Source organism: Myxococcus vastator (assembly GCF_010894475.1).
Classification (GTDB): Bacteria; Myxococcota; Myxococcia; order Myxococcales; family Myxococcaceae; genus Myxococcus; species Myxococcus vastator.
In genome coordinates, this window is sequence record NZ_JAAIYB010000181.1 from 1 (window position 1) to 15,400 (window position 15,400).

16 protein-coding genes and 4 tRNA genes are annotated in these 15,400 nt (G+C 69.2%); 6 read left to right on the forward strand and 14 right to left on the reverse strand.

The annotated features are described in order from the left end of the window. The 10 genes from G4D87_RS18970 to G4D87_RS19015 form a co-directional block, all read right to left on the reverse strand. On the reverse strand, positions 1 to 376 hold a 376-nt coding region (locus G4D87_RS18970), incomplete at its 3' end, for a GTP-binding protein (protein ID WP_205507640.1). A gap of 19 nt (positions 377 to 395) precedes the next feature. Further along, positions 396 to 471: transfer RNA gene (locus G4D87_RS18975), tRNA-Thr, on the reverse strand. A 25-nt stretch (positions 472 to 496) separates the two neighbouring features. After that, positions 497 to 572 (reverse strand) — tRNA-Gly (locus G4D87_RS18980). Between the two features lie 10 nt (positions 573 to 582). After that, positions 583 to 666: transfer RNA gene (locus G4D87_RS18985), tRNA-Tyr, on the reverse strand. A gap of 59 nt (positions 667 to 725) precedes the next feature. Then, a tRNA-Thr gene (locus tag G4D87_RS18990) sits at positions 726 to 798 on the reverse strand. Positions 799 to 930: 132 nt separating this feature from the next. Further along, the gene (rlmB, locus tag G4D87_RS18995) at positions 931 to 1,776 is read right to left on the reverse strand and encodes a 23S rRNA (guanosine(2251)-2'-O)-methyltransferase RlmB (protein WP_163783471.1); all 846 of its coding nucleotides are present in this window, start codon (positions 1,774 to 1,776) and stop codon (positions 931 to 933) included. Between the two features lie 6 nt (positions 1,777 to 1,782). Continuing rightward, positions 1,783 to 2,232 (reverse strand): hypothetical protein, encoded by a 450-nt coding sequence (locus G4D87_RS19000; protein WP_163783472.1) that lies wholly within the window; start codon positions 2,230 to 2,232, stop codon positions 1,783 to 1,785. A gap of 61 nt (positions 2,233 to 2,293) precedes the next feature. Further along, on the reverse strand, positions 2,294 to 3,295 hold the full coding sequence (locus G4D87_RS19005; RefSeq protein ID WP_163783473.1) for an ATP-grasp domain-containing protein: 1,002 nt from the start codon (positions 3,293 to 3,295) through the stop codon (positions 2,294 to 2,296). 81 nt (positions 3,296 to 3,376) lie between these two features. Then, positions 3,377 to 4,627 (reverse strand): adventurous gliding motility lipoprotein CglB, encoded by a 1,251-nt coding sequence (gene cglB, locus G4D87_RS19010; protein ID WP_163783474.1) that lies wholly within the window; start codon positions 4,625 to 4,627, stop codon positions 3,377 to 3,379. Between the two features lie 219 nt (positions 4,628 to 4,846). Further along, positions 4,847 to 5,239 carry a DsrE family protein gene (locus G4D87_RS19015; protein ID WP_163783475.1) on the reverse strand — a complete coding sequence of 131 codons (393 nt, stop codon included), beginning with the start codon at positions 5,237 to 5,239 and terminating at the stop codon, positions 4,847 to 4,849. 208 nt (positions 5,240 to 5,447) lie between these two features. Between G4D87_RS19015 and G4D87_RS19020 the strand changes: the two genes are divergently transcribed. The 4 genes from G4D87_RS19020 to hrpB all read left to right on the forward strand — a co-directional run bounded on the left by G4D87_RS19020 (position 5,448) and on the right by hrpB (position 10,701). Then, the gene (locus G4D87_RS19020) at positions 5,448 to 5,981 is read left to right on the forward strand and encodes a HEAT repeat domain-containing protein (RefSeq protein WP_240358400.1); all 534 of its coding nucleotides are present in this window, start codon (positions 5,448 to 5,450) and stop codon (positions 5,979 to 5,981) included. Between the two features lie 53 nt (positions 5,982 to 6,034). Beyond that, positions 6,035 to 6,739: an HAD family hydrolase gene (locus G4D87_RS19025; RefSeq protein ID WP_163783477.1), complete on the forward strand. Its 705-nt coding sequence runs from the start codon at positions 6,035 to 6,037 to the stop codon at positions 6,737 to 6,739. Positions 6,740 to 6,811: 72 nt separating this feature from the next. Further along, the gene (locus tag G4D87_RS19030; protein WP_240358401.1) at positions 6,812 to 8,122 is read left to right on the forward strand and encodes a prolipoprotein diacylglyceryl transferase; all 1,311 of its coding nucleotides are present in this window, start codon (positions 6,812 to 6,814) and stop codon (positions 8,120 to 8,122) included. 14 nt (positions 8,123 to 8,136) lie between these two features. Then, positions 8,137 to 10,701: an ATP-dependent helicase HrpB gene (gene hrpB, locus G4D87_RS19035; protein ID WP_163783479.1), complete on the forward strand. Its 2,565-nt coding sequence runs from the start codon at positions 8,137 to 8,139 to the stop codon at positions 10,699 to 10,701. A gap of 7 nt (positions 10,702 to 10,708) precedes the next feature. On the opposite strand, the gene G4D87_RS19040 is transcribed toward hrpB, so the two are convergent. Next, positions 10,709 to 11,185, reverse strand: a complete 477-nt coding sequence (locus G4D87_RS19040) for a GNAT family N-acetyltransferase (RefSeq protein ID WP_163783480.1) — start codon at positions 11,183 to 11,185, stop codon at positions 10,709 to 10,711. 145 nt (positions 11,186 to 11,330) lie between these two features. On the opposite strand from G4D87_RS19040, the gene G4D87_RS19045 reads away from it, so the two are divergent. Both G4D87_RS19045 and G4D87_RS19050 read left to right on the forward strand, forming a co-directional pair. Next, positions 11,331 to 12,380: a hypothetical protein gene (locus G4D87_RS19045; protein WP_205507641.1), complete on the forward strand. Its 1,050-nt coding sequence runs from the start codon at positions 11,331 to 11,333 to the stop codon at positions 12,378 to 12,380. A 131-nt stretch (positions 12,381 to 12,511) separates the two neighbouring features. Then, complete coding sequence (locus tag G4D87_RS19050; protein WP_163783482.1) at positions 12,512 to 13,300, forward strand: hypothetical protein; 789 nt, start codon at positions 12,512 to 12,514, stop codon at positions 13,298 to 13,300. Positions 13,301 to 13,372: 72 nt separating this feature from the next. Here G4D87_RS19050 and fdxA read toward each other — a convergent pair whose 3' ends face one another. The 3 genes from fdxA to G4D87_RS19065 form a co-directional block, all read right to left on the reverse strand. Next, positions 13,373 to 13,708, reverse strand: coding sequence for a ferredoxin FdxA (gene fdxA, locus G4D87_RS19055; protein WP_163783483.1), 336 nt, complete (start codon positions 13,706 to 13,708; stop codon positions 13,373 to 13,375). A gap of 110 nt (positions 13,709 to 13,818) precedes the next feature. Next, a complete protein-coding gene (gene asd / locus G4D87_RS19060) occupies positions 13,819 to 14,907 on the reverse strand; it encodes an aspartate-semialdehyde dehydrogenase (RefSeq protein ID WP_163783484.1) in 1,089 nt (362 codons plus the stop codon). Positions 14,908 to 14,989: 82 nt separating this feature from the next. Beyond that, positions 14,990 to 15,400 (reverse strand): rhodanese-like domain-containing protein (locus G4D87_RS19065; RefSeq protein ID WP_240358402.1); only part of this gene is annotated, 411 nt, incomplete at its 5' end.

Below are 15,400 nucleotides of genomic sequence, written 5' to 3' on the forward strand. Positions count from 1 at the left end.
CCTGGCGCGCCAGCAGGATGTGCTCACGCGTCTGCGGCATCGGGCCGTCCGCCGCCGACACCACCAGGATGGCGCCGTCCATCTGCGCCGCGCCCGTAATCATGTTCTTCACGTAGTCGGCGTGACCCGGGCAGTCGACGTGGGCGTAGTGCCGGTTCGCCGTCTGGTACTCCACGTGCGCGGTGGAGATGGTGATACCGCGCTCACGCTCCTCCGGCGCCTTGTCAATCATGTCGTACGCCAGAAACGTGGCGCCGCCCGTCTTCGCCAGCACCTTGGTGATGGCGGCCGTCAGCGACGTCTTGCCGTGGTCCACGTGTCCGATCGTGCCGATGTTCACGTGGGGCTTGTTACGCTCGAACTTCTCCTTGGCCATGACACTCCTCAAAAATAAATGGAGCCCTGAACCAGGATTGAACTGGTGACCTCATCCTTACCAAGGATGCGCTCTGCCAACTGAGCTATCAGGGCTTGGCGATGCTGTGACTACAACATTTGGAGCGGGAAATGGGACTCGAACCCACGACATTCAGCTTGGAAGGCTGACGCTCTACCAACTGAGCTATTCCCGCAATTGCCGAGTGGAGGGAGATGGATTCGAACCATCGAAGGCGTAGAGCCGGCAGATTTACAGTCTGCTCCCTTTGGCCGCTTGGGTATCCCTCCAGATATTCACTTGTCCTACTACCACATCCCGGGCCCTCATCCGCGGCCCCGTCCTACCTGGCCGGCGGCGGGATTTGAACCCGCGACCTACTGATTACAAATCAGTTGCTCTACCAGCTGAGCTACACCGGCACTCATCCGGTACTGCGACTGCCGCCCTACCCCGCCCCAGCGACTCCGTCAACCACCCGTCACCGCCCTGAGAGGGGCGCCCTTCTAGAATTCCCATCCGCCCAAGTCAAGGAGATTGATCCCAAACTTCGATTACCGGCCGGAGACGGTGCCCCGCTGGCGGGCGACCTCGTATAGCAGAATGCCGGCCGAAACGGACGCATTCAATGAACCGACCTGACCCGCCATCGGAATCCGGAGACGGAAGTCGCAGTGCTTGAGCACGCCGTCCCGGACGCCTGCCCCCTCGGCCCCCACGACGAGCGCCAGCGGCCCATCCAACCGGGCACTCCACATGGGCTCCTTGGCGTCGACGTCCGCCGCGGCAACCCACAGGCCGGCTTCCTTCAGTTCCTCCAGGGCCCGGGAGATGTTCACCACCCGCGCGATGCGGCTGTGCTCCACAGCCCCCGCTGACGCCTTGGCCACGGTCCCCGTCACCTGAACCGCCCGGTCCTTGGCAATCACCACGCCATGGGCCCCCAGCGCATCCGCGGAGCGGATGATGGCCCCCAGGTTGTGCGGGTCCTGGATTCCATCCAGCACGACCACCAGGGGAGGCTGGCCCTGCGCCTTGGCTGCCTCCAGGAGGTCCTCCAGCTCCGCGTACTTGAAGCCGCGCAGCTCCACCACCACGCCCTGGTGGACGCCGCCCTCCGACAGAGCCCCCAGGCGCTCGCGCGTCACCTTCTCCACGCGAATGCCGAACTCGCGAGCCCGGCTGAGCAGCTCTCCCGCCGCTCGGGCGCCGAGCTGCCCCTCCACCAGGAACAAGCGCTCCACCTCGTCTGGCCGGGCTCGAAGGGCCGCCAGGACTGGATTCACACCGTAGACGAAACGGGAGGCTTCGCCGCCGCCACGCTCGCCTCGGCTGGCACGCTGGGGAGACTCTTCGCTCCCGCGCTCACCTCGGCCGCCCTTGGAAGAACGCTCACGCATGGGGACTCAGAGGACCTCGACAGGAAGGGAGAACGTCTTCTGCTGACGTGCGCAGAGCTTCTCCGTGCAGATGAAGAAGACGAGCTTCGCGTCCACGGTGGTCTTGCCCGCGGCGGCTGTCGTGAAGGGGACCTCGAAGCGAGGGTCCACGAAGTCCTGCCCCTCGGCCTTCTTCGCCACGGAGTCCGCCAGGACCAGCTTCTCCTTGGCCGGCGTCACCTGGCTCCCCTTCACCTCAAGCTTCAACGGCGCCTCGTCGGAGACATGGGCACCCGCCTTCGTCTTGATGGCGAGGACGAAAGTCCCCTTCTCCCCTGCCTTGACCTGGGTCGAGGTCCCCTCGGTGGAGACCTCATACAGTGATGCCGGATCCACATCCGCGGCCAGGACGGGCGCGGAACAGGTCACTGCCGCCAGCAGGGCGGCGAGGGAGGAAAGGCGTCGGCGGCGAAGCATGGGCGTCTCCTGGAAACGGGGGTGCGTATCACGCTTGAGACGGCGGAGGCCGTCTTTCTCTTCACGCGCCGCCTTCGCCGGTCCTGGCGCGGCGCCCCGGGCCCTTCCGGGCCACGGGGAGCTGGGCGGGCTCAGCTGACGCGGGCAGGGCCAACGGAGGCGACAGGTCTGGCACGGACACGGGCGTTGCCCCCGCCACGAGCGCTTCCGCGCGGATGATGATGAGTGAGGCCAGGTCCACGCCCGTCACCGCCTCCATTTCAGGAAGCGCGGGGGAGCTGTTCACCTCGAAGACCTTGGGTTGTCCCTGCACGTCGAGCAGGTCCACCGCCGCCACTTCAAGCCCGATGAGCCGGGTGGCCTTCTCCGCGGTGGCTCGCTGGGCAGGTGACAACTCGTGTGCCTCCAGCCGAGCCCCCTTGATGAGGGTGTGCGCCAGGCGCCCGGGGCGCGGGCGGCGACGAACAGCGGCCACCGCCTGCCCTCCCACGACGAGCGCTCGGACGTCGATGCCCGTGCTCTTCACGTACTCCTGCATCACCAGGTTGTGCCCTAGCCCCAGGACCGCCTCGAGCGCGGCCTCCAGCGACTGGAGGCTCTCGCACACCATGACGCCGTGCTTCTCCTGCCCCTGCAGCAGTTTGACGAGGACGGGCACGCCGCCCAGCAAGCCCACCATCTCCTTGAGGTGGGCCGCGTCACGGGCCATCACCGTCGCAGGGATGTCGATGCCGTGCGCCGAGAGCAGCTGCAGCGAGCGCATCTTGTTGCGCGACTGCGCAATGGCCTGCGCGTGGTTGACGAGCGGGACCCGCGCCAGGCCGAACTGATTCACCACGGCCAGGCCGTAGGTGTTGATGGACTGGGCGATGCGAGGGAGGACGACGTCCGTGGGCGCCAGCTTCTTGCGTCCGTAATAGAGCGTGGCGCTGCGCCCATCGAGGTGCATCTGCACTTGGAGCGGATTGAGGACCCGCACCCGGTGTCCTCTGGCGCGCGCCACCTCGACAAGTCGCCGGGTGGACGGGATGGAAGCGGAGCGCGAGAGGATGGTGGCTTTCATGAGCAGGGCGGCCGTTCCAGGGAGGGAGGGACCTATAATCCCCGCCCCTCGCCGGGTAAAGCCGCCCCGCGAACCGCTGGACTAACGCTGACGGATGGCCCGCACTTCAATCCGCACGGGCGCCTCCGGCGTGGAGTTGAGGATGCGCTCGCAGGTCTGCCCCGTGAAGAGCACGCCGCGGTCCTCCAGCGCCCACGTGCTGTCGCTCGCGGGGACCCGCTCGCCTTCCACGTAGACCACGAGCAGCTTGGGGTCGGTCGGGCGCTGGGGGCCTTCCAGAGGAATCAGGCAAGGCTCCGGCAACATCACCGCCAGACTGATGTCCTCCAGCGCACGAGCAAGCTCACTCTGGTTCCCGGCCTGAAAGAAGGAACGGTTGCACAGCCCCGTGGTCGGGTTGCACGTGTCGCCCTCTCCGCACGGGCGCTCCGCATTGCACGTCCGGTCGAAGCCGCCCGCGCGAGCCATCGCTTCCAGCGCTGCCGGTCCATCCCCCACGGCCGTCTCCGCACCGAAGCCAATGACGATGGTCCGAATGCCCTTCTCACGAAGTTCCCGTACAGCCGTCACGGATGCATCGGAGTCCAGGCATCCACGGTTGAGGTAGCCACCCTGACACTGGTTGTTTTCGATGGTGCACTTGCACAGTTCCGTGTTTGCACCGCTGTTGGGGTTGCCCTCGTTGCAGTTCGGCAGACCGTCCGTCAGGAGGATGACGAAGTTCTCCCGGTCGGGGTCCTGAAGCCCATCCAGCCCTCCCACGAAGTTCAGACTTCCGCTAGTCGGCGTGCCTCCAAGAGGCCGCCCCTCGCCACCATTGGGGATAGCCTGCAGCAGGGTGTTGATTTCATTGGCGTGCGCCAGCAGCGAATCATCATCCTCCTGCTCAGGAAGCGTCTTGAGCAGGGCTCCAGCAGTGGAGGCACGGCACAGGTCCGGAATCGACTCTCCTCCCCGCGTCTCGGGATACGTCGTCAGCGCGAAACGAACGAAACGACCGCTGTTCTCAAGGAACTGCGGAACAACCGACTGCAGCGCGGTCCAACGCGTGGGGCAGACATCAACGTTGCACGTCGCCTCGCCACCACAGGGAACCATGTTCCCTTCAAACTCCACGTCGCAGGCAGGCGACGGATTCACCGGGTACGTCATCGACCCGGAGGTATCCACCAACAACATGATGTTGGGCTTGCTCCGACGGGCGTTGATGACCTCCTCCACCGTCGTCTGCGCGATGGCCAGCGGCTCCACCGGCTCGAAATCGTACGTCTGACAGGCCAGGACGACGGCGCCGACGGAGAGTGCACTCAGGAGGGGCAGCTTGGAGCGCATAGGCAATGAATTCCTTCTGCTACTGGGGGACGCGGGGCTTCCCGCGCGGCCGGGTTCTCCAAAGGGGGTACGGCGTGGCCCCAGGTTATCGCGTCATTCCCGTCGGGCGCTACCGCGTCGACGGACTGATTCCTGCCCGTTTGGATGCCACTGCGACGTTACAGCCAGAGCGATGCCCGAGCGGCCAAGAGCGACGTACGTAGGCCTATGGCCCACCGACTACAGGGTGAGCACCCGTGCGCCCGCCGTCAGTCGCCACAGGGAGGCCATGCCCATCACCTCGTCCAAGGTGCCCTCCAGCGCCTCCGGTGAGTAGCCGCAGATGCGCACCGTGGTGTCGCAGGCGATCAGCCTCGCGCCCAGCGTGCGCGCTTCCGCCAGCATCCGCGGTGGCGCCAACACCCCGAGTGACTCCGCGCGAGTGAGCTCCTCGTGCTCGCGCTCGCTCGAAGGCTGACCATACGCACCACCCACGAGCTGGCGCAGCGCATCGAAGGCGAAGACGAAGTACACCTCGTCCCCCATGGCCGCGGCGGTGATGCCCATGGTGGCGGCCTGAAATGCCGGCTCGTACGTGGCGTGCTGAAGGAAGAAGAGGACCCGTCCGGCCATGACGCGCCGACCATAACGGCCTTCGCATCCCGCCGCGGCACCAATGCCGTATAAAATGGAAACGTCCCTTTCTGTCCGGGAAGCCCCCATGACGACCACCCTCCCCCCGCGTCCTGGCGCTGTTCCCTCGTGGTCCGTCCGCCGTCTCGCCTGGCGTCCCGTGGTGCTCGGCAGCGTCTTGCTCGCGGGGTCCGGAGGCCTGGCTCGAGTGAGCGCTTCCGCCAGCTCGGAGCCTTTGCTCGCCACCAGCGCGCCCGCGCCAGGCACCGACGTCCATGCCCAGGTAATCGCGCTCCTCGATGCGACGACGCGGACTGGCGCCCCATTAGATGACGCCTGGAAGCGTCTGGGGCCCCGAGCGGCGCCTGTCCTGTCAGCGCTCGTCGTGGACAAGGGAAGCCCCACCGCGCGGCGGACGCTCGCCGTATCCTCCCTGGCGCTGGTGGACCCCTCAGGCGGCGCGGTGACCATCCGCGAGGTGCTCGAAGACGCGAAGGCCCCAGCCGAGGTGCGTGCGAGCGCGGCGGACGCCCTGCGCCGGTGCCTGGGGCTGGACGCCATCCCCACGCTCATCACCCGGCTGCGGGACCCGGAATCACAGGTCCGGGAAGCCGTGGCCGTGGCGCTCGGACGCCTGGGTGGGCAGCAGGCCCGCCAGGCGCTGGAGGACCGGCTGCCCGTGGAGGAGCGCGCCCTGGTCCGCGAGGCACTCCAGCGTGGCCTCACGCTCGTCGAGCCCTGAGCGGACGCAGTCTACCTGACTCCGGGCTCGCGTCGGCACGGGGCCTCCATTAAATGGGGGCCATGCGTCCCACCGTCCTCCTCTTCGATATCGATGGAACCCTGGTCACCACGGGCGGCGCGGGGCGCCGCTCCATGGAAGCCGCTTTCGAGAAGCTCCACGGGCGGCGGGACGCGTGCGATTCGTTTCCGATGTCCGGCATGACCGACCGGGCCATCGTCCGCAAGGCGATGCACCTCATCGGCGTGGAGGACTCGGTCGCGGCCATCGACGCGGTCATCAACGCCTACGTCGCCCACCTCGCCGAAGAGGTCCACAAGGTGGATGACCAGCGCTACCGCGTCTTCCCCGGCATGCGCGAGGCCGTGAAGGAAGCCCGTTCGCGGTCCGGGTTCGCGGTGGGACTGGGCACGGGCAACGTCCGTGAGGGCGCTCGCGTGAAGCTGGAGCGCGTGAGCATCTACGACCAGTTCGACTTCGGCGGCTTCGGCTGCGACAACGAGGACCGCACCGAGCTGATTCGCTGCGGCGCCAAGGCCGGCGCCGCGAAGCTGGGCGTCCCCGTGGAGGAGTGCCGGGTCGTCGTCATCGGCGATACGCCCAAGGACGTCCATGCGGCCCACGGCGTCGGCGCCGAGTGCATCGGCGTGGGGACCGGAACCTTCTCCGTGCAGGCCCTCATCGACGCAGGGGCCACGGTCGCCTTTCCTGACTTCTCGCATCCCCAGGCCCTGGAGATTCTGCTCGGCGGGCGCTGAAGCCCCTGCCCGTCCGCTCGGTGCTCGGCGCCGGGTGTGCTATCTCCCGCCGCCCTTCCGAGGAGCCGCCGCATGTCGTCCACGCTCGAATCGTACGAGCTCATCCGCTTCGCCGAAGCCTTCGAGGCTCGCCTCGCCACGGCGGGGGAAATGCTCACCGGCCGGCCCGGCCTCGACGCCGAAAAGGGCTGGCTGACCACCGCATGGGAGCTGGTGCGCACCGCGCGCGCGCCTACCGAGGGCGTGCTCGACCGCGTGAAGGACCTTCCTGAGCTGGAAGAGGCTCGCGAGGAGTATGCGTTCCACCAGCAGGGCCTGTGGGTGGACGTGCTGGAGAAGCTGCTCGCCGGCATCACCTTCACCGCCAGCAGCCGCGCGCCCGTCATCGAGGCCCTCTTCCCCCACCTGAAGTTCCCGCAACTGCGGCGCGCCCCCCGCGAAGCCGTCCTCGAGTACGCGACGTCCTACGAGCGGCGCACGAAGAGCGCTTATGTGACGCGCATCTTCGCCCGGGAAGACTTCGCGCTCGTGCGGCCCGTCATGGAGCAGGTGCTGACCGCCCACAACGCGTGGCGCACCAGCCACGAGCCCTCGCCCCTGTCGCTGGAACAGGAGACCCTCCTTCGCGAGGAACTCGTGTCGCTGGGCCGGAAGCTCGAGCAGTCCCTTCGTCAGGCGCGACTGCTGGCCGAAGCCGCGCTCGTGCCCGCCCCCACCGTCTATGAGGCCGCCGGGTTGAACCTCAAGCCCAAGCGCCGCGCGGGACGGGGACTGACGTTCTCCGACGACGCGCTGGCTGGCTTCGATGAGCCGGCGGACTCCATGGAGCCCACCGAGGCCGAACTCGCCGAGGTCGCGGCCCTGGATGCGGGGAGCGACGTCGCCAGCCCCGCGTCCGTGGCGCCTCCAGCCACGAGCGGTGCCACGGCGACGGCGGGTCCCTCTCCCAGGGGTGAACCCTCCGCCAGCGCAGCCAATCCGGAGGTGGGCATGGACTCGGGCGACGCGCACTCGGACACCGGTGGCGACTCGGGTGGCGTGGCCGCCGCGGGCACCGCTGCTGAGTCGAACGATGGCGCTGTTGCCCAGCCCGAGGCGGCGCCTGTGGACGCGGAACGCGCGGGCAAGGCCGATGTGGAAGCCAAGGCCCCGGCCGAACGGGACGATGCGTCCCCCAAGGCCACGGATGGAGCGGAGACGAACGACCGCCAGCCCGCGGCCCCCGATGTGGCCACCGCGCCACGCGGCGCGCGCCGGGGCCGCAAGAAGGCCGATGCAGCGGAGCCGGCCTCAGCCGAGGCCACCGAACCTCCGGCCCCGAGTGAGGCACAGGCGCCTCGCGTCCGGAAGAAGAAGGCTTCCTCGCAGGCGGACACGCCTTAAAAGGACACCGGGCCATGGCGGACGTCGCGCTTCCCATCGATCCCCTGTTGCCGGACATCGTCTCCACGCTGCGGGGCGCACGTTCGCTCGTCCTCGAAGCGCCTCCGGGTGCGGGAAAGACGACGCGCGTGCCTCGCGCGCTCCTGGAGGCCGGGCTCGGACAGGGGAAGGAAATCATCGTCCTCCAGCCACGCCGGCTTCCCACGCGGCTCGCCGCCCAGCGCGTGTCCGAGGAGCTGGGCGAGCGCGTGGGCGAGTCCGTGGGCTACCAGGTCCGCTTCGAGGACGTGCGCAGCGCGAAGACGCGACTGTCCTTCGTCACCGAGGGCGTCCTCGGCCGCCGGTTGCTCTCCGACCCGAAGCTGCGCGACGTGGGCATCGTCGTGCTCGACGAGTTCCACGAACGGCACCTGTCCGCGGACATCTCCCTGGCCCTGCTGCGGCGCCTCCAGGAGACGGCGCGCCCCGACCTCAAGGTCGTCGTCATGTCCGCGACGCTGGAGGCGGAGCCCATCCGGGCGTACCTCGGCGGGTGTCCCTCGCTCCGCTCCGAGGGCCGGCGCTTCGACGTGAGCGTGGAGTATCTGCCCGCGCCCGATGACCGCCACCTGGACCAGCAGGTGCTCTCCGGCATCAAGCGACTCTTCACCCAAGGCCTGGATGGCGACGTGCTCGTCTTCCTCCCCGGCGCCGGTGAAATCCGCCGCGCGCGCGACGCATGCGCCGAGTTCGCCGAGCGCCACGGCGCGGACGTGCTCCCCCTCCACGGCGACCTGTCCCCCGCCGAGCAGGACCGCGCCGTGCGGCGCAGCTCGCGGCGGAAGATCATCCTCTCCACCAACGTCGCCGAGACGTCCGTCACCATCGACGGCGTGGCGGTGGTCATCGACTCCGGGCTCGCGCGCGTCGCCTCCCACTCCCCCTGGTCCGGCCTGCCCACCCTCAAGCTGTCCAAGGTCAGCCGCGCCTCCGCCATCCAGCGCGCGGGCCGCGCGGGCCGCACGCGCGCGGGCCACTGTCTGCGCCTCTACACCCAGCACGACTTCGACGGCCGCCCGGAGCAGGACGCACCGGAGGTTCGCCGCACGGACCTGGCCGAAACGGTCCTCTCCCTGCGCGCGGCCGGCATCACCGACCTGGCCGCCTTCCCCTTCTTCGAGCCGCCCCCGGCCGCGTCCCTGGACGCCGCGGAGACGCTGCTCCGCCGGCTGGGCGCGGTCGACCCCGCCGGCACCGTCACGGCGGTCGGCGAGCGGCTCCTGCGCTTCCCCGTCCACCCCCGACAGGCGCGCATCATCGTCGAGGGTGAGCGCCGGGGAGTGGGCGCCGAAGCCGCCGTGCTCGCCGCCCTCATGGGCGAACGCGACATCCGCCGCGAGGCTCGCGCCAACCTGGGCCAGGGAGGACGTCCGGCCGCCACCGTCAGCGGGCCGTCCGATTTGCTGGAGCTGTTCGAGCGCTTCCGCGAAGCCGAGCGCGCGAACTTCGCGTCGGGCCGCATGCACTCCCTCTCCCTGGAGGCCGGCGCCGTGCAGTCCGTGGACCGGGTCCAGAAACAGCTGCGGCGCGCGGTGCGTGGCCAGGGCGCCCGGCCCCAGCGGCCCGAGGATGTGGAGCAGGCGCTGATGCTCAGCGTGCTCGCGGGCTACCCCGACCGCGTCGCCCGGCGCCGCCGCCCCCGTGCGCCCGAGCTGCTGATGTTCGGAGGCGGGACGGCCACGCTGTCAGACGTGAGCGTGGTCCAGGACGCGGACCTCATGGTGGCCGCCGACGCCGAGGAGCGCCCCGGCAAGGGCGCCGTGGTGCGGCTGGCCAGCGCCGTGGAGCCGGAGTGGCTGCTCGACCTCTACCCGGACACGCTGGAGGACGTGGACACCCTCCAGTGGAACGCCGAGGCCCGGCGCGTGGAGCGGCTCACCCGCCTGTCCTACGGGAACCTCGTCCTGGAGGAGACCCGCACGCCCGCGCCCGCCTCGGAGGCCACCGCGCGCGTGCTCGTGGAAGCCGCGCTGGCCGCGGGGCCCGGGAAGTTCGCGGACCCGGAGGCCCTGGAGCAGTGGCGCACCCGCGTGGCCCTGCTGGCCGAGGCCTTCCCCGAGGCGAGGTTCCCCACCGTCGATAGCGCCTTCCTGCGCGATGCGCTGGCGTCGCTGTGCTCGGACGCGCGCAGCTTCAAGGACCTGGAAGGGGTGTCCCTGCTGGACGCGCTCTACGCACGGCTCACCTCCGAACAGCAGCGGCTGCTGGCCACGCACGCGCCGGAGCGGGTGACGCTGCCCGGAGGCCGCGGCGTCAAGGTCCACTACGAGCCGGGCAAGCCGCCCTGGGTCGAGTCGCGACTCCAGGACTTCTTCGGGATGGCGCAGGGGCCCAACGTCTGCGCGGGTCGCGTCCCGCTGGTGCTGCACCTGCTGGCGCCGAACATGCGCGCGGTCCAGGTGACGACCGACCTCGCGGGCTTCTGGGAGCGGCACTACCCCGCGATTCGCAAGGAGCTGAGCCGCAAGTACCCCCGGCACTCGTGGCCCGAGGACCCGCGGCATGCCCAGCCGCCAGCCCCCCGGCCACCGCGCCGTTGAGGCGACGTCAGAAGCGCTTGTGCATCTCCAGGTGCTCCATGCCGGCTTCCTCGAAGACGCCGCCGACCGGCTGGTAGCCGTGCTTCTTGTAGAACTCCAGCGCGTAGAGCTGGGCGTGCAGCATGATGCCGTTGACGCCGCGACGGCGCGCCTCTGCCTCCAGGGACGTCAGCAACAGGGAGCCCACGCGCGCCTTGCGGTGCGCCTGGAGCACGGCCATCCGGCCAATCTGGCCCCACGTGCCTTCCTGGTTGGCCGGAGGCTGCGTCAACATCACCAGCCGCCCTGTCCCAATGGCGTGGCCGCCCTGGTTGGCGATGACGTGGTAGGCGTGCACGTCCTCGGCGTCGCGCTCGATGCCTTCGGGAACCGCCTGTTCCTCGATGAACACCACCTCGCGGATGGCGAGCGCCTGCATGAGCTCCGCCTCACTCTGGATTTGAGTGATGGTGACGGGCGCGGAAGTATCCGTGGGAGAGGACATGTCGCGGGCAAGGTACACAAAAGCCCGCAAGGTCAACAGGCGGAAAAAGCACCGTGGCCGCGGGGGTTCCCCCATGCCACGCCTGCCTGCCGCCACGGGCCGGCCGCACAGCGGGTCCGTGTGCCGTGGTAGGCTGCGAGGCGCCATGCGCTTCAACCGACTGCTCGCACTCGCCCTGGCCCTGTCGGCCATGCCCGCAACCGCCCAGCCCGAGCTGTTCTTCGGCAACGGTCAGGCCCCCGTCTTCCGCGAGGAGGACCTGGACAAGCGCTTCGCCCGGTCGAAGCTGAACCAGGGGCTCAAGCAGGGGACCCAGGATGCCGGCTGCGCCCAGGTGCTCGGGGCCATGCTGACCCTGATGGGTGAAACCGGTGTGCTGCTGCACAAGCGTGACGAGAACTTCATGCTGGACCCCGTGCTGGTCAACGCCCTCAACACCCAGCTCGTCAACCCGCGCTTTCCCGGCAACGCCTTCCTCGTCGCCATGGTGCGGCGCGTGCTCATCGACCGGAAGCTGCCCCAGGAGTGGCTGGTGACGGCGCAGGCCCTGGCGCCCTACTACCCGGCCATCGACATGGGGCGGCTTCGCTTCCTCGCCAACGGCGTGAAGCCCCTGGACAGCTTCCTGGTCACCCTGCCCGCCCTGCGGGAGCGCTATGCCCAGGAAGTCCAGCGGGCCACCTCCGTGGGCGCGTCCACCGCCGAGGCCCTCTTCCGCGAGAACTACCTGGACCACGAGGTCGCCTTCGGCGCGCTGGAGCTGGTGGACCTCAAGCTCGAGAAGCCGAAGAAGAAGCGCCTGAAGAAGGGCGAGGAGCCGGAAGCCCCGTACATGCTGGCCCGGCTCTTGTGGGTGGAGCCCGAGGCGCCGACGACGGAGCGCTTCGAGTTCAACTTCGGCAAGGCGCCCAAGCGCCCGCGCGTGGAAATCTCCGCGAAGCTGCAGGACGCGCAGTTCGCGGACCTCAACAAGCTGCTCAAGGGCTCCCGCGTCCTCGTGCGAGGCCGCTTCTGGGAGTACAAGAAGGGCCTGACGTCCATCGAGCTGCGCGACGCCCTCATCTTCCCCGAGCGGGACTGGGCGAAGACGCCCAGCCTGGCGGACCCGGCCGCCGTGGCCTCGTGCCCCCTGGCCGTCAACGACCTGACCGGACTTGCGCCCATCCAGCCCGGCGCCTTCGGCACGCATCGCTGACGCGCATCCCACGTCTGGACGCCCATCCACCCGGCGGTACCGGTTCCGGGGGGCGGGCTGAGGATTTTCTGGCGTCGGGGGGCTGGCACGTCCCCTGCTCTGCTCCTCGCGCCCACCGCACGAGGGATGCCATGAAGGTCGACAGTCGCGAGCCCACCCCCGGCTCCGGACAGACGAAGTCCTCCGCCGACGCAGAGCGCTTCAAGAAGGCGCTCGACGAAGCGGACGCACGCAGCACCCCTCCCAGACCCCAACGCGCGGGACTGAGGCCCCCAGGCGCCGCGCGCGCGGGCCCCACGCCCCCGCTGCTGGCCCGAGCAGCGGGGCCCGTGCTCACCGCACAGCGCGGCGCGGTCTCCAGCCCCGAGAGCCTGGGGCTCCAGCGGCAGGCGATGAATGTCGAAGTCCAGCGGCTGGGCACGGTCCGGAGCGAGGCCCAGGCCCTGGGGCAAGAGCGCACCGAACACCGGCTCCATGACTTCATCGCCCGCGAGCTGTCGAAGGAGCTGCGGCCCGCCCTTCCCGCTCAGCCCGAAGCACGGCCTGCACCCGGGCCACCACCTCCGGAATCACAGAGGCCCCTCCCGGAGCCGACTGGCGCACAGAGCGCCACGGCGGTGACGACGAGCGCGGGAGGCGCGCACGCTCCGGCCGAGGACGTGAACCCCGCCGCGCGCGCCGAGGCCGCGATGGCGCTCATCGAGCGTATCGAGGTGTTCGTGAAGTCCCAGCGGCCCGCGCTCAGCATGAGCCTGCGCGGGCACCTGGACGCCACGGTGGAGGTCGAACGCACGGGCCCGCGCGAGGTGTCCCTGCGCATCCAGGGCCGGCACGGCCCCGTGGCGGCCGAGGACCTGAGCCGGCTGCGTGACGCGCTGGAATCACGCGGGTTGAAGCTGAGCGCCCTACGCGCCGAGTAGCGCCCCGCAACGAAGAAGGCCCTCGCGCCGCTGGGCGAAAGGGCCTTCTCAGGACACGCGAAGGTCAGCGGATTACGAGCCCGGCGCCGGATCCAGCAGGGAGCGCTTGCCGTCCTTCGACTTGAACTCCTCGGCCTCGGGCAGCGCGGTCCGCTTCTCCGCGATGTTGGGCCACTTGGTGGACAGGTCGGCGTTCAGCGCCTTGTATTCCTTCCACTGCTCCGGGAGCTCCGTCTCCGGGAAGATGGCCTTGGTGGGGCACACCGGCTCGCAAGCACCGCAGTCGATGCACTCATCCGGGTGGATGACCAGGAAGTTGGCACCCTCGTAGAAGCAATTGACCGGGCACACCTCGACACAGTCGGTGTACTTGCACTTGATGCAAGGGTCGGCAACGACGTAGGCCATTGAAAAGTCTCCTCTCGGTTGAAACCAGGCGCGTCCGTGGGCGCGCAGAGTAGTGGTTCGAGCTGACGATGGCACCCTGAATCTGTGCACCCCCTCGTCAGTGACGGGGCTTAGCCCAACAAGCCCTGGGCCAACAGCAGCTCGGCCACGAGGATGGCCCCTCGCGCCGCCCCCATCTTGGTGTTGTGTGACACCAGCACGTACTTGAAGCCGTTCTCCAGGACGCCATCCTCGCGGATGCGTCCGACGGTGGTGGCCATACCGCCATGCGTGTCCCGGTCCAAACGGGGCTGGGGTCGGAAGGGATCGTCCAGCACCTCAATCCAGCGCGGCGCGGCGGACGGCAGGTTCCGGGCCAGCTCGGCGCCCTTCCAGTCCCGCAGGGCCTGGGTCACTTCGGCCACGGAGGCCTTCTTGTCCAATGAGACAAAGACGGACTCGGTGTGGCCCTCCATCACCGCCACGCGGGTGCAGGTGCAGGACACCCGCACGTCGTGCGGCGTGAGGCCGTCACCCGCTGGGCGGAGCGCGCCCAGGATCTTCTTCGTCTCCACCTCGACCTTGTGCTCCTCCTTGGGAATGTAGGGGATGACGTTGTCGAGGATGTCCATGCCGATGACGCCCGGCGAGCGGCCGGCGCCGGACATGGCCTGGAGGCTGGTCATCAACACCGCCTTCACCCCGAAGCGCTCCACCAGCGGCGCCAGCGTCACCGCCAGGCCGGTGGTGGTGCAGTTGGGGATGGGGACGATGAAGCCCTTCCAGCCCCGCCGGCGCTGCTGCTCCCGGATGAGGGGCGCGTGCGCGGCGTTGACGGGGGGAATCAGCAGCGGGACGTCGTCTTCGTAACGGAACGCGCTGGCGGCGGAGAAGACGGGGATGTCCTTGGCCAGCCGCGGCTCCAGCTCGCGCGCCACGTCCGCCTCCACGGCGGAGAAGACCAGGTCGTAATCCCGGGCCTCGAGCGCGTCACCGGCCACCACCTTCATGCCGGCGAGCTCGGCGGGCAGCGGCTCCGGGACGAACCAGGCCATCATGCCACTCGCCGTTTTCAACGCCTCCGCATACGTCTTGCCCGCCGAGCGAGGCGAGGCCGCGAGGCCCGTCAGCTCGATGGAGGGGTGATTCTTGAGGGCGGCGATGAACTGCTGTCCAGCGAGTCCAGTGGCACCGATGAGGGCCGCGCGAAGCCTGGCCATGGGGGCGTTTCTCCAGTCTCCAGAGGAGGATGTCGCCCGCTCCATAGCACCGTTTGACGACGCGCCGCATCCACCGTGGTGCTCAGCGGGGCATCGCGGCGAGGGGCGCCCGGGTGTGCCGCTCCGTGGGGAAGCCACCTGTGACCCACGCCAGCAGCCCGCCGTCGAGACAGACGGCCTCGCGCCCCTTCATCCGGAGCAGACGACAGACACGGCGCGTGTCCCTGCCGTCCGGCGAGCAACCACACAGGACGATGAGCTCGTCATCCGGGAGCATGTGGTGGTCGCGAGCGATCTCCGCGCACGTCATCCGCAAGGCCCCTGGGATGTGCAGGTCATAACGCTCCCAATCGGCGGCGTCCCGGCAGTCGAGGACGAGCACTTCGTCGTCCCCCAGACGCATGTAAAGCTCGGCACAGACGATGATGGGCTCCACGTGCCCTCCGCGGCGTCTCTTCGGGTAACCCGGAGCGCCAAGGGCCGCTTCCCACGC